The 14,204-nt window shown below is 41.5% G+C and carries 13 protein-coding genes and 1 pseudogene; 9 read left to right on the top strand and 5 right to left on the bottom strand.

The window, feature by feature from the left end; translation table 11 throughout:
* Positions 1-24: 24 nt before the first annotated feature.
* The 3 genes from EL144_RS08410 to EL144_RS08420 form a co-directional block, all read right to left on the bottom strand.
* On the bottom strand, positions 25-1,770 hold the full coding sequence (locus EL144_RS08410) for an ABC transporter ATP-binding protein/permease (RefSeq protein WP_050332694.1): 1,746 nt from the start codon (positions 1,768-1,770) through the stop codon (positions 25-27).
* A 55-nt stretch (positions 1,771-1,825) separates the two neighbouring features.
* The gene (locus EL144_RS08415) at positions 1,826-3,997 is read right to left on the bottom strand and encodes a TonB-dependent siderophore receptor (protein ID WP_005703290.1); all 2,172 of its coding nucleotides are present in this window, start codon (positions 3,995-3,997) and stop codon (positions 1,826-1,828) included.
* Positions 3,998-4,155: 158 nt separating this feature from the next.
* Positions 4,156-5,553 carry an MATE family efflux transporter gene (locus EL144_RS08420; RefSeq protein WP_005703291.1) on the bottom strand — a complete coding sequence of 466 codons (1,398 nt, stop codon included), beginning with the start codon at positions 5,551-5,553 and terminating at the stop codon, positions 4,156-4,158.
* 24 nt (positions 5,554-5,577) lie between these two features.
* On the opposite strand from EL144_RS08420, the gene EL144_RS08425 reads away from it, so the two are divergent.
* Positions 5,578-6,192, top strand: coding sequence for a riboflavin synthase (locus EL144_RS08425; RefSeq protein ID WP_005703292.1), 615 nt, complete (start codon positions 5,578-5,580; stop codon positions 6,190-6,192).
* Positions 6,193-6,292: 100 nt separating this feature from the next.
* Positions 6,293-6,595 carry a ribosome assembly RNA-binding protein YhbY gene (gene yhbY, locus EL144_RS08430; RefSeq protein WP_005703293.1) on the top strand — a complete coding sequence of 101 codons (303 nt, stop codon included), beginning with the start codon at positions 6,293-6,295 and terminating at the stop codon, positions 6,593-6,595.
* Positions 6,596-6,658: 63 nt separating this feature from the next.
* Here yhbY and greA read toward each other — a convergent pair whose 3' ends face one another.
* Positions 6,659-7,135 carry a transcription elongation factor GreA gene (greA, locus tag EL144_RS08435; protein ID WP_005703295.1) on the bottom strand — a complete coding sequence of 159 codons (477 nt, stop codon included), beginning with the start codon at positions 7,133-7,135 and terminating at the stop codon, positions 6,659-6,661.
* Between the two features lie 152 nt (positions 7,136-7,287).
* Between greA and dacB the strand changes: the two genes are divergently transcribed.
* From dacB to EL144_RS08465, 6 genes and pseudogenes are all read left to right on the top strand, one after another.
* Positions 7,288-8,730, top strand: a complete 1,443-nt coding sequence (dacB, locus tag EL144_RS08440; protein WP_005703296.1) for a serine-type D-Ala-D-Ala carboxypeptidase — start codon at positions 7,288-7,290, stop codon at positions 8,728-8,730.
* Positions 8,731-8,893: 163 nt separating this feature from the next.
* Positions 8,894-9,130, top strand: a pseudogene (locus tag EL144_RS08445) (integrase core domain-containing protein); the annotation flags it as partial.
* 235 nt (positions 9,131-9,365) lie between these two features.
* The gene (locus EL144_RS08450) at positions 9,366-9,806 is read left to right on the top strand and encodes an HvfX family Cu-binding RiPP maturation protein (RefSeq protein ID WP_005699852.1); all 441 of its coding nucleotides are present in this window, start codon (positions 9,366-9,368) and stop codon (positions 9,804-9,806) included.
* Positions 9,807-9,840: 34 nt separating this feature from the next.
* A complete protein-coding gene (hvfA, locus tag EL144_RS08455; RefSeq protein WP_005696509.1) occupies positions 9,841-10,128 on the top strand; it encodes an oxazolone/thioamide-modified RiPP metallophore HvfA in 288 nt (95 codons plus the stop codon).
* Between the two features lie 77 nt (positions 10,129-10,205).
* The gene (locus EL144_RS08460) at positions 10,206-11,126 is read left to right on the top strand and encodes an HvfB family MNIO-type RiPP peptide maturase (RefSeq protein WP_005703298.1); all 921 of its coding nucleotides are present in this window, start codon (positions 10,206-10,208) and stop codon (positions 11,124-11,126) included.
* Positions 11,116-11,829 carry an HvfC family RiPP maturation protein gene (locus EL144_RS08465; RefSeq protein WP_005700770.1) on the top strand — a complete coding sequence of 238 codons (714 nt, stop codon included), beginning with the start codon at positions 11,116-11,118 and terminating at the stop codon, positions 11,827-11,829. Before EL144_RS08460 ends, EL144_RS08465 begins: the two co-directional genes overlap by 11 nt.
* Positions 11,830-12,185: 356 nt before the next feature.
* Here EL144_RS08465 and folE read toward each other — a convergent pair whose 3' ends face one another.
* On the bottom strand, positions 12,186-12,842 hold the full coding sequence (folE, locus tag EL144_RS08470) for a GTP cyclohydrolase I FolE (protein ID WP_005703299.1): 657 nt from the start codon (positions 12,840-12,842) through the stop codon (positions 12,186-12,188).
* A gap of 143 nt (positions 12,843-12,985) precedes the next feature.
* On the opposite strand from folE, the gene moeA reads away from it, so the two are divergent.
* On the top strand, positions 12,986-14,200 hold the full coding sequence (gene moeA / locus EL144_RS08475; protein ID WP_005703300.1) for a molybdopterin molybdotransferase MoeA: 1,215 nt from the start codon (positions 12,986-12,988) through the stop codon (positions 14,198-14,200).
* Positions 14,201-14,204 lie beyond the last annotated feature (4 nt).

Genomic DNA, 14,204 nt, shown 5'->3' on the forward strand with positions numbered 1-14,204 from the left:
GTTTCAATGTTTTCCCCTTCTTCACTACAACACCAACCGCTTATTATGAAATGGCTGCAATGTGCAACGATGACCGACACTGAGAATAATCATGTTTGGGAAGCGGCTGCGGATGATTTTATACAGCAATGCTTCCGTCGGTTCGTCCAGTGCCGATGTGGTTTCGTCTAAAAAAATCACATCGGGTTGCATTAGAAGAATGCGGATAAACGCCACCCGTTGCAATTCTCCCGGCGAAAGAATAGCTTGCCAATCATTAGATTCGTTAAGAGACGGAATATATTTGCTCAAACAGCACTGCTCCATAGCCAACTCCAATTCACCACGTTTAGGCACAATATTCGGGTAACAAATCGCTTCGCGTAACGTGCCTTGCGGCATATACGGGCGTTGTGGCAAAAACAGACTGTTGCTACATGGACGCTCTACCCGACCTTCCGTATCAAACGGATAAATCCCCGCAATAGCTTTGAGTAACGAGGTTTTTCCTGCACCTGACGGGCCTTGAATGAGCAAAGCATCGCCATTTTGCAAATCCACGTTCAGATCCTTCAACAAGACTTTTCCGTTGCCGTCTTTAATCCCGAAATGATGCAATGACACCCGATGGGAACATTCCACCGGTTGATGAATGTCCGTACCGTCCAATTCGTCTAATTTGGTAAAAAAACCATACAAACGGTTTAAGCGCGCTTGATACAGCGTGAATTCTTCATAGAACAAACGAAAGAAAGACAACGCCCGCATAAGACGATTGAAGGCTTGCACCGTTTGGTGCATATCGCCTAATTTCACCTGTCCGGCAAAGAAACGCGGCGCTTGCAACATGAGCGGTAGAATCATAGCAATTTGCGTCACCCCGGTATTAAATCCGTCCAACCCCAACATACGGCGCACAATTACCCAACGGTTGTGAATGATAGCGTGAAATTTCTCTTGTAAATTTGACCGCTCTTTTGTTTCACCGCCGTAAAACGCAATACTTTCTGCGTTATCACGCACGCGAATTAAGGAATAACGATAATCCCCGTTCAATCGTTCTTTATCAAAATTCAATTTAATTAGCGGGTGCCCAATCCAAACGGAAAGTGCGGTGGCGACGATGATAAAAATATAAATAAAGAACACCACGCCTTTCGGAATCGGCACGCCGAGCAACACCAATATCCCTGACAAGCCCCACAGAATAATCGTAAATTCAATAGTAGACATCACGGAATTAATCAAGCCTTGCAACATGGTAACCGTGCCACTAATAAATTCGCGGGCATCTTGTTCGATACGTTGATCGATGTTATCCGGCAATTCTTTTTCGTATTTCAGACGATAATAATTTTTATGGCGCAACCAACGCACCAGCATTTCATTATTGAGTTTTTCTAACCAACGAATTTCAAACAGCTGGCGTACAAAATAATTGATAATGGAATGCTCGATTTTGAACATCACCAACAAGGCATTAAGCCCGGCAAAAAACCAAAAGGCGTCGGCTTTTTGTTCTTGTAACGAGGTATAAAGTCCGTTATAGAAAAAAGAATTCAGCACGCTGATTCGCACTTCCAGCAAAATCAATGTCAGCAACAATAAAAGCAAACCGATAATTTTGTATGCCGACGAGGTTTGCACACAAGGTTGTGTAATCAGCCAAAAGCGTTGCCCGAAGTCTGTTCGTTTAAGCGTCAATGCCAATACCACCAACACTGCCGACACGCCCAAAAGTGCGGTCAAAATCCAAGATAAACTATTATTAACTTCTGTTTGCCAATCCATTTGAATATCCAAAAAGAAAGGGCGTTAAACGCCCTTTAGGGATGAACATATTTAATTAGAATTCCACTTTGGTATTAAAGATAAACTCACGTCCATAACCCAACGCCACAGGAATCAGCGTGTTTGTTGCATTGCCTGAAGTGGATGGGAAGTAGGTTTTATCCGTTAAGTTTTTACCGTTAAGTTGGAATGACACTTTCTTGCCGGAGATTTTGGTGTCGTAGGCGATAAAGGCGTCATACACTACGGCGTGTGGAATTTTATACGACTTAGCGTAGTTATTGGTATAGGCATACCAAGATCCCAAATAACGCGCACCACCGCCAACACGGATATTGCCGAAATCGAATTCGCCCACATTATGAGCTAAAAATAAAGAGACTTGATGTTTCGGTACGCCGGAAAGCTGTTGATTCACCGCGTCAGGGTATCTTTCATTTTCTAAGGATTTCACTTTGGTGTAAGTATAGTTTGCCGCCACGCTCAACTGATCGGTAAGCTGACCGTTTAAGTCAAATTCAACACCGCGGGAACGTTGTTTGCCGACGATATTTAATTCGGTATTAGCGCCGCTACCCACTGCTTCTGCCACATGACGTTTATTGATGTTAAATAACGAAACTGTTGCGTTAAAACCGGCATTTTCATACTTCGCACCAATTTCAATGGATTTGCCTTGTTCAGGTTTCAAATCGCCGTTTACAGGGGTTGCAACGCTCATTTGCGGACGGAATGATTCCGAGTAATTGGCAAAGGTGGCAATATTCGGCGTGAATTTATATACCGCGCCTAATTGATAAAGCAATTTGCCATCGTGCTGATCCGTATTACCGGTCTTCGTTAAGTTTTGCCCTTTTGATACATCACAATTTGCTGCATTTAAGCAATGGCGGCCGGCAAATTGGTCAAAGTACTCATAACGCAAACCGCCGGTGACAATGAAGCTGTCAGTAAAATAAGCGGTGTCTTGAACATAAACACCGACAGTTTTTAAATAGTTATATTGGTAGGCATTGCCGTTACCGTTTTTCTTCTGCGCAACAGGATTGGTGTAGTTTGGATGATCAATATTAATATCGGAATTCATGATGCCTTGATTATAAATCGGACCAAGATCACGAATATTACGCATCACATCCACACCGGCGACAAAACGGTTACCAATCTCACCAATACCGAATTCACCCACGATATTTAATGTGCCACTATGCACGCGTTGATCACCTTGTTGTTGCTCAATGGCACGACGGGCTTTGCGTGTATTAACATTAATATTCGAAATACGCGCTTGATTATAGAAATATTCATAACGGGCATAGTTATAACCGGCGTTTAATTTCCAGTTATCGTTAAGTTTATGCTCAACTTTAAAATCAATGTTATCGGTTTTTGCCGTCGTCTCATTATTTGGTTCGTCTAAACGACGGGAGACCGGAATATTCGGCAGAGAATTTGTCGCCGTTAATAAATTCGTCCCACGATCAAACGGCTCAAGAATATCTTTATGTTCATACGCCACGAAGACTTTGGTGGTGTCATTTTCCCAAGAAAGTGAAGGCGCGTAAGTGGCGTTTTTAATTTTGCCAAAGTTACGCCAGTAATTCTTTTCTTGTTTGTCATAAATAAAACGATAAGCAAAGCCGTTGCCTAAGCCACCGGTGAAATCCACTTGTGTTCCCCACAAACTATGATTTCCCAATGTGCCACCAACCACATATTTCGGCGTTTGTTGCGGTTTTTTGGTAATGATATTGACGACACCGCCCGGATCTTGAATGCCATAAAGCACAGAGGCAGGGCCTTTTAAGACTTCGACGGTTTCCGTGGTGGCACTAAAGTTCTTGGCTGGGCCGGCTTGCAAGCCGTTACGCATAATCGAATTATCACGATTGCCACCAAAACCACGTTTTTGAATGGAATCGAACATGCCGCCTAAAGTATTGGCTTGACTGACACCACTCACATTGTAAAGCGCATCAATTAAGGATTCGGGTTTGCGATCTTTTAATAATTGGGTGGAAAGAATATTCACCGTGTTCGGTGTATCCAACACGGGCACTTCGGCTTTTGATACCACAGACGTCCCGGTGGTTTGATAACCATTTTGCTTAATGCCGGTATCTTCAACAGTGATTTGTTCAAGACTTTCTGCAGGTTCTTCCGCATAAGCCGACATAGATATAGCAGTTAAAAGTGCGGTAGAAATTACACTTAATTTAAATTTCATAAAGATTCCCTTTTCGAGTCAAAAAACGGCGACAGTATAGCTGAAATGCTTTAGCTGAAAAAGAGAATTATTCTTTTTTTAAGAACAATAAAAAACATCTTGAAAAACGACCGCACTTTAGATGAAAAAAGCCTGTTACAAAGGTAACAGGCTGATGTTTATTTTAATTTTTCCAACTGTGCCAACAGGACATCGTCTGTCTGCCCTTGGGTTTTACGAAGACGATAAATTAATAAGGCGGCTGCTAGGGTTAAACTCACGACAAAGGCAGTCCAAAAACCTTTGGCAGCAATACCTCCCGGCACGATAAAATCGGTGCGGGCTAACACGTAACCGAGCGGCATACCGACTACCCAATAGCAAAACAAAGTAATGTATAAAATGGCTTTGGTGTCTTTATAACCACGTAGCACGCCACCAATAATCACTTGAACCGTATCGGAAAATTGATATAAGGCAGCCAGTAATAACAGCGATCCCGCCATCGCAATAACTTCCGTATCTTTCACAAAGATCGCAGCAATCTGTTCCCGCAAAATGACCGTTAAAAATGCAGTAATTATGGTGATGGTTAAACCGACTGCCAGAGCGGAATAAGACACTAGTTTAGCTCCGCGCGGGGATTTTTCACCTAAACGTTGGCCCACTAAAATGGTTGTCGCCATGCCCAATGACATCGGTAACATAAATACAAAGGCGCTAGTATTTAACGCAATTTGATGGCTGGCCACCACGTCCGCCCCCAAAGGCGATAAGAATAATGATGTCAATGCGAATAAGGCCACTTCACAACACAACGCCACCGCAATAGGAAAGCCGAGTTTCAGCAACTTAATCAACGTATGCATATTCGGGCGTTCAATAATATTGGCAAAGACCTGTAAATCACGTTGATTCCTCTCATGCATACAATAGGTAATCATTAAAAAGCACATCACCCAATTCACAATTGCCGTGGCAATGCCACAACCTACCGCGCCGAATGCCGGTACGCCAAGTTTGCCGTAAATGAAAATATAGTTGAGGGGAATGTTGAGCATTAAACCGAGTAAAGTAATCACCATAGCCGGCTTGGTTTTGGCAATGCCATCGTTTAAACAACGAAAATTAATCATTAATAAATAGCCCGGCAAGCCCCAAATCATGGTATGTAAATAGCCGCTTGTGATCTCCGCCAAACGTGGCTCCATATCCATACGTTGTAGTACAAAGTCGCTATGCTGAATCAGTAAACCTAATGGAATACAACTGAAAATAACAATCCAAATACCTTGTCGTACTTGATGAGCAATACGTTTGCGTTGTCCCGAACCGTTTAAATAAGAGATCGTCGGCGGCAACGCCAACAATAGACCATGACCAAATAAAACCAGCGGCAACCAAATAGATGCCCCCACAGAAATGGCGGCCATGTCAGCCGAGCTAACCCGTCCGGCCATGATGGTATCCACCAAGCCCATGGAGTTTTGCGCAATTTGCGCAAGCAAAATCGGAATGGCGATAGCAATTAATTTTTTAGCTTCAATATGATATTCTTTGACGAAGTTTACATTCATAAATAAATAGATTTCGAGGTCATTATGTTTACAGGCATTGTGCAAGGCACCGCACAAATTAAGGTCATTACGGAAGGGGCTAATTTTAGAACACACGTTGTGGAAATGCCACAAGAAATGCTGAAAGGATTACAAATCGGCGCATCCGTTGCACACAACGGCGTGTGTTTAACCGTCACGGAAATCAAAGGCAATTTGGTGAGTTTCGACTTAATGCAAGAAACCTTGAAAATCACAAACTTGGGCGAATTACAGGTCGGTGATTTCGTGAATATCGAGCGCGCCATGCAAATGGGCTCAGAAATCGGCGGGCATATTTTATCCGGCCATGTGTATTGCACCGCTGACATCGTTGAACGCATTCCTTCCGAAAACAACCTGCAAATTTGGTTCCAACTGCCGAATAAAGACATGATGAAATATGTATTAACCAAAGGCTTTATTGCCGTGGATGGCATTAGTTTAACCATCGGTGAAGTCCGTGAACAAAGCTTCTGCGTCAACCTGATTCCGGAAACCATTCATCGTACGCTAATTGGCAAGAAAGAGGTGGGCGAAAAAGTCAATATTGAAATCGATCCGCAAACGCAAGCCATTGTGGATACGGTGGAACGTTATTTGGCACAGAAAGAAGCCTAAAAGTGCGGTTGTTTTTAGCGGCGTTTTTTCATCAGAATTTATTGGCTAAAACGCCCGTTTTGCTTTAGAATCAGCCATCAATTTTTTCAACGAGATTATTATGTCTATTACATTATCAACCAAACAAAAACAATATTTAAAAGGCCTTGCTCATCATTTAAGCCCTGTGGTCATGTTAGGCAGTAACGGGTTAACGGAAGGCGTGTTGGCGGAAATTGATTTATCCCTAAGCCATCACGAATTGATTAAAGTGAAAATTTCCGGTTCCGATCGTGAAACCAAGCAATTAATTATCAATGCTATCGTGCGTGAAACTGGTGCTGCGGAAGTACAAACCATCGGTCATGTGTTAGTGTTATATCGTCCAAGCGAAGAAAACAAAATCCAACTTCCGCGTAAATAACCTAAAAATTAAACATGAAAAAAGGCAGTTAAAACTGCCTTTTTATTATCTGTTTTAGCGGATTTAAACATACTCTACTTCGATAATTTCAAATTCCACCACGCCACCCGGTGTGGTGATATTCACGACATCATCCTGTTCTTTACCGATTAAACCGCGTGCAATAGGTGAATTCACTGAAATCAAGCCGTTTTTAATATCCGCTTCATCATCTCCCACAATACGATAAGTGACTTCATCATCCGTATTAGTATTGACCAAAACTACCGTCGCACCAAAAATTACTTTACCGTTATTTGGGATTTTGGTGACATCAATAATTTGGCAGTTCGCTAACTTACCTTCAATTTCCTGAATACGACCTTCACAGAATCCTTGTTGTTCACGGGCGGCATGGTATTCTGCATTTTCTTTTAAGTCGCCGTGTTCACGCGCTTCCGCAATAGCTTTAATAATTTCCGGGCGGCGTTCGTTCTTTAAATATTCTAGCTCTTTGCGTAAAAGTTCCGCTCCACGAACCGTCATTGGAATTTGTTGCATATAGGATTTTCCTTAATTTAGATAAAGAAAAACTGTGGGATCATGATGATCCCCCAGTATAAATTAATCATGTTACGAGAAAACTTTACTCTCGTCTGTTCGCGTACTATTATTGTTCGTCTTACAAAAAATAGCAACCACAAGTCTGAATTATGTATAAGTTTTCACCACGTCGAATTCTCTCAAAAACCGTATTATTCCTCGCGCTAACTGCCTCTACAAATACCTTCGCCGATGTCGATTTGAATCAACACCTCGGCAATTTGCCCGATGGAGCGAGTCTCGCATTTATCGCTAAAAACCTAAGTCAGGATAAAATTGTCGCCGATTATCATGGACAAACTTTCATGTTGCCGGCCAGTACACAGAAAGTCTTTACTGCGTTAGCTGCCAAATTGGCGCTTGGCGATTCATTCCAATTTCAGACCGCACTTTTAACCAACGGCAAAGTCCAAAACGGACAATTAAACGGCGATTTAATCGTCCGTTTCACCGGCGACCCGGATTTAACCAGCGGTCAACTCTTCAATTTGTTGTCGGAACTGAAAAAGCAAAATATCAATAAAATCACCGGCAATCTAATTCTGGATACCTCCGTCTTCACTAGTCATGATCGCGGCTTAGGTTGGATTTGGAACGATTTAACTATGTGTTTTAATTCACCACCGGCGGCGGTGAACATTGATAATAACTGCTTTTATGTAGATATTGACGCCAACCAACCACCTGGTGAGCCGGTGAAATTTAACGTTCCATCACAATATCCGATCCAAGTATTCGGACAAGTTTATGTGGCAGATAAAGAAGAAGCGCCTTATTGCCAGCTAGATGCTTTAGTGCATGACAACAACCGCTATCAAGTAAAGGGTTGCTTGGCACGCCAAAGTAAGCCGTTCGGATTAAGTTTTGCAGTGCAAGACCCCGATTCCTTTGCTGCTGCAGTGATTCAACGCCAACTAAAACGCTTAGGAATTGAATTTAATGGAAAGGTTCAACAACCTTATCGTCAACAACAAGGTCAAGTGTTAGCTCAACACTTATCTAAACCGTTACCTGATCTCGTCAAAAAAATGATGAAAAAATCCGACAACCAAATCGCCGATGCCCTATTTCGCACGATTGCCTATCAGCAATATAAACGCCCGGCTTCCTTCCAACTGGGTACGTTAGCCATGAAAAAAGTGTTATCGCAAGTAGGCATTAAATTCGGCAATAGCATTATTGCTGACGGTTCGGGTTTATCCCGTCATAATCTCGTCGCGCCACAAACCATGTTGCAGGTGTTGGATTACATCGCTAAAAACGAAGATAAGCTACATTTATTAGACAGTTTTCCTGTTGCCGGCGTGGACGGCACGTTAAGCGGACGTGGTTCCTTAATTAACCCACCGTTAGTGAAAAACGTCATTGCCAAAACAGGGGCTCTGAAAGGCGTTTATAATCTAGCAGGCTACCTCACCAATGCGCGCGGTGAAAAAGTCGCATTCGTACAATTTATCAATGGCTACTCCACCGGCGATCTTGAAAGCAAAACCAAGCGTGCGCCATTGGTACAATTTGAAAGCGGTGTGTATAACGCCTTATATCAGGATTAATTTCAGCGAATTGGAAAAACAAAAGTGCGGTGGATTTTTCAAACGTTTTTAAAACACTCGGTATTATGTAGCAGTTGCACAAAGTCCGAAAATTGACTAATTTACCGCATAAATTTTCTATTTTTTCAAACTCAAGGTGTAGCTATTCCTCCCAACCTTCATTCAGGTAACCCAAAGTATGAGTCGCCGAGGTAACTGTTGGGATAATGCTCCAATGGAGCGTTGGTTCCGCAGCTTTAAATATGAATGGATGCAAGAGGGCGACTATCTAACCTTGGGGCAAGCGATGGACGATGTGAGAGCTTATGTGATGTATTACAATTTTGTTCGCCCACATCGTTACAATCAAGGTTTGGCGCCTGTTTTAACAAAAAAAACCTATCGGGGACTGTTGAATTAGCTGATCACTACATTAATCAGTAAAAGATAAAAGGGCGAAGATTATTAGAATCTCTGCCCTTAATGTTATCTGCATTTTTACAAAAAATAATATTTTCAATTTTTTGAAAAAAAAGTGTAAGAAAAAAGGCTTATCTCCGACTAATAGAATAACTAGGAAGCATTTCCTACCATAATGAACTAAATAGTTTCATAAAATAGGTAATCAATCAGAGGAAAAAATGAAAGATTGTAAGATGCAAGGTATCAGCAGCGGCGTGAGTTTATTGATTTTACGCTTTTTTCTTGCGTGGGAATTTTTAGAGGCAGGGTTAGAAAAATGGAATGGCCAAAATTGGTTTACTGAAATACAAGATCGTTTTCCTTTTCCATTTAATCTTATTCCAGCCGATATTAATTGGCACGTTGCAATGGGATCTGAATTAATTTTCCCATTCTTGCTGATATTTGGGGTGCTAACACGTTTTAGTGCATTAAGTTTAACGATTTTAATCTCTGTCGCGTGGTATAGCATTCACGCCGATTCAGGTTATAACGTTTGTGATAATGGTTATAAATTACCCTTAATTTATGTGGTAACTTTATTAATCTTAATTACGCAGGGAGCAGGGAAACTCTCTTTAGACACGCTTATTAAGAAGGTTTATCCAACTAAAAGCTGGTTGAAATTCCTCTAACTATATATTCAATATCAAATTCTAGGAGATTTAAATGAAAAAATTATCCACTTTAGCCGCATTAGCAGGAGCATTAACGATGACAGTAGCTACTGTTGCACACGCTGAGCCAAAATCAAGCAGTACAGATAAAGCTGCAACACCTTGTGTGGGTGATAAATGTGTGAAAACAAAAGCTGCAGAAGGTAAATGCGGAGAAGGCAAATGTGGCGCAAACGAAACGAAAGCCGCAGAAGGTAAATGTGGTGAAGGTAAATGCGGTGCAAGCAAACCAAAAGCTGCAGAAGGTAAATGTGGTGAAGGTAAATGCGGTTCTAAATAATCGTATTTAAATCTAGATGCCATACATAACACTGGTGTAAATTTACGCCAGTGTTGTATTAAAAGGAGTAAATAATTATGTTACAAGGTGCAGGATTAGGGTATCGTCGAGATTTAGCAGATGATTTTTTGAATTTATCATCAAATAATGCGATTCAGTTTATGGAAATTGCTCCAGAAAATTGGGTAAAAATGGGGGGGGCTGCTCGTTATAAATTTGATCAGGCAGCGGAAAAATATCCACTTGCGGTACACGGACTATCACTTTCATTAGGCGGGCAAGCACCTCTTGATCGCGAGTTATTAAAAAATACTAAAGCATTAATGACTCAATATAATTCGACATTTTTTTCTGAACATTTGAGTTATTGTGAATGTGAAGGGCATTTATATGATTTATTACCTATGCCATTTACAGAAGAAGCTGTAAAACACGTAGCACAGAGAATCCGCTATGTGCAAGATTTTTTAGAATTACAAATTTCATTAGAAAACACCTCTTATTATTTACACTCTCCCACCAGCACAATGAATGAAGTAGAATTTTTAAATGCTATTGCACAAGAAGCGGATTGTGGTATTCATTTAGATGTAAATAATATTTATGTAAATGGCGTCAATCACGGTTTACTTGATCCTTATGTTTTTTTAGAACAAGTAAATGTGAAACGTGTCAATTACATTCATATTGCCGGACACGACGAAGAACATTCTGCGGCACAAGTTGTAGAGGATTTAGAAGGGGAATCATTTAATAAAATAAAAGGGGCATATCGCCATTTACCAGAGTTATTAATTGATACGCACGGTGAGCCAGTAAAAGGTACTGTGTGGGATTTATTAGAATATGCCTATCAACGACTACCTGTCATTCCGCCAACATTATTAGAGCGTGATTTCAATTTCCCTCCATTTGCAGAACTTTATGCTGAAGTTGAACATATTGCACAACTACAGCAAAAATATGCTCAAAAAGAGGTGATATCCTATGCAGCCTAAACCTTCGCTTATTGAAACACAAAAAGCACTTGCCACAGCAGTTCGGTTGGCTCATGCTCAACCTCTAAATGGTTATGCTCCGAATCGCCTTGCTGTTTATGCTCGCTTAGTTCGAAATAACATCTTTGGTTTTATTGACCGTTGTTTTGTTGAAGCACCTAAACACGTTTCTGCTGAGAGTTGGTCTCAGACAAAAGAAGCGTTTGTATTAACAGGAAAATCACATTCGCCTTATTTTCAAGATATTGCTGGAGAATTTCTCTTATTTTGTCAAGAAAAAGAGAGTTTTGATACCAATATACTGGCATTGATGGATTTTGAAAATACACAATTACTTGCAGAAGTTTCTTTAGCAAAAGTACCTAAAAAATTTGAGTGGAATAAGCATAGCGTAATGCAGTTATCTGATGCCGCTTATTTAAAACGCTATGAAGTCGATTTTTTATCAAGCGATTTTAAACAATTTGATGAAAACCCTATACAGGCTGTTATATGGCGGGATAGCGATTTTAATATTCTGCAACAACGCTTATCTGAACTTGACTTTTGGCTATTAAGTTATATACAAGAACAACCTTCGTCTTTAGAAGAGGTATTATCTGCCTTAAATACTGTAGTTGAAGATAGCCCCCCCTTAATTCCATTATTGGAAAACACTTGGGTGAATTGGATTAATGCTGAAGTGCTTTATCCCAAAGTATGAGTCGCCGAGGTAACTGTTGGGATAATGCCCCAATGGAGCGTTGGTTTCGCAGCTTTAAATATGAATGGATGCAAAGAGGGCGACTATATAACCTTGGGGCAAGCGATGGACGATGTGAGAGTTTATGTGATGTATTACAATTTTGTTCGCCTACATCGTTACAATCAAGGTTTGCCACCTGTTTTAACAAAAACAACCTATCGGGGACTGTTGAATTAGCTGATCACTACATCCCTATTGAGTTAAAATTTCAATAGGAATTTTAAGGTTTTTAATCGGTTAAACCTTTGTGCAACTGCTACATAATACCGAAAACACTACGAAAATCCACCGCACTTTTTTAATAAATGGTCTGGTTATTTATTAATTAAGCTTAAAAATTCTTTGCGTGTTTCACGATCTTCTAAGAATACTCCACCAAAGGCGGATGTCACCGTATAACTGTTAGTGTCTTTAATGCCGCGACATTTCACACAGAAATGGGTGGCCTTCACATACACTGCCACATCTTCCGTTTCCAAAATCGTTTGAAAAGCCAATAAAATTTGCTCTGTTAAGCGTTCTTGCACTTGCGGACGTTGGGCAAAGAATGCCACTACACGATTAATTTTCGATAACCCGATGACCCAGTTTTTAGGGTAATAAGCCACGGAAACCATGCCGTCGATCGTGACAAAATGGTGCTCGCAGGTGCTGGTTAAGGTAACATCATTGACTAACACCATTTCACTCACCTTCATACGATTGGCGATATTGGTGATTTTCGGGAAGTTGGCATAATCCAAACCGCTGAAAATTTCATCAACGAACATTTTGGCAAGGCGGGAAGGCGTTTCTTCAATGCTGTCGTCACGTAAATCCAAACCGATTAAACGCAATACTTCGCGCATATGTTGTTCAATGTGTGTGCGACGTTCATCTTTACTTTCGTCCAACACAATCATTGGCGTTTCGATTCCTTTCTGACGCAGAGCGTTACGCACTTTCTCCGCTTCAGGTGAAATGTGATTCATTTACTACTCTCAATTGGGGCATTTATCAAAATAATGCGGCATTTTAGCAAACTCCAAGGCAATAATAAAATGAAGATAATAGCTATGTAGCATGAAAACTTTTAGTATAATGACCGCACTTTTTTATTCTTAAAGGATCCAGTATGTTGCCCTTATCTCAAGCTCTTGAACAAATGCTAAACCAGCTCCCATCCCCAACTTCCACGGAAGCACTCCCGATTAACAAAGCCAGCCAACGCATTTGCGCTGAAGATCTCGTTTCGCCGATTAACGTTCCTTCTTTCGACAATTCCGCTATGGATGGTTATGCCGTACGGTTGGCGGATTTGCAACAATCCATGACACTATCCGTTGCCGGCAAAGCCTTTGCCGGTGTGCCATTTACCGGCGAATGGACGGTACAAAGTGCGGTCAGAATTATGACCGGTGCGATGATTCCGCAAGGCGCTGACGCGGTGGTGATGCAGGAAGAGGTTCAAGTAAACGATGACGGCACGGTGACATTTCACGCATTACCAAAATTAAACCAAAACATTCGCCGCATTGGTGAAGATGTGAAACTGGGCGATGTGGTGTTAAAACAAGGTGCATTACTCAATGCCGTTTCTTTGCCATTGCTCGCCTCTCTCGGCATCGAAAAAGTCAAGGTTTTTCCACGTTTAAAAGTAGCAGTGCTTTCTACCGGCGATGAACTGGTACCGGTAGGACAACCATTACAAGCCAGTCAAATTTATGACACGAACCGTTTTACCGTAAAACTGTTGTTAGAAAAACTCAATTGCGACGTATTGGATTTTGGTATTTTGCCGGACAACGAAGCACAATTTGAAAAAGCCTTTTTAGAAGCACAACAACAAGCGGATTTGGTCATCACCAGTGGCGGCGTGTCTGTAGGGGAAGCGGATTTCACCAAACACATTTTAGAGAAAGTCGGCAAAATCAACTTCTGGAAAATCGCCATTAAACCGGGCAAACCTTTTGCTTTTGGAAAATTAGAAAATGCGTGGTTCTGTGGTTTGCCGGGCAACCCGGTGTCGGCCTTGGTGACTTTCTATCAATTAGTGCAACCGGCAATTGCCAAGCTGAGCGGTTATAGCCAATGGCAAGCGCCGATGCGTTTATCTGCCATCGCCTCAACCAACTTGAAAAAAGCCCCGGGACGCTTGGATTTCCAACGAGGTTTCTATCAACTCAACGCGCAAGGGCAAATTGAAGTGCAACCGGTGGGCTTCCAAGGCTCGCATTTGTTTAGTTCCTTTGTGAAAAGCAACTGCTTTATCGTGCTGGAACAAGAGCGTGGCAACGTCGCCGCGGGCGAAACCATCACCATCGAGCCTTTCAACGATTTATTACGCTAATACA

This window comes from Aggregatibacter aphrophilus ATCC 33389, assembly GCF_900636915.1.
Classification (GTDB): Bacteria; Pseudomonadota; Gammaproteobacteria; order Enterobacterales; family Pasteurellaceae; genus Aggregatibacter; species Aggregatibacter aphrophilus.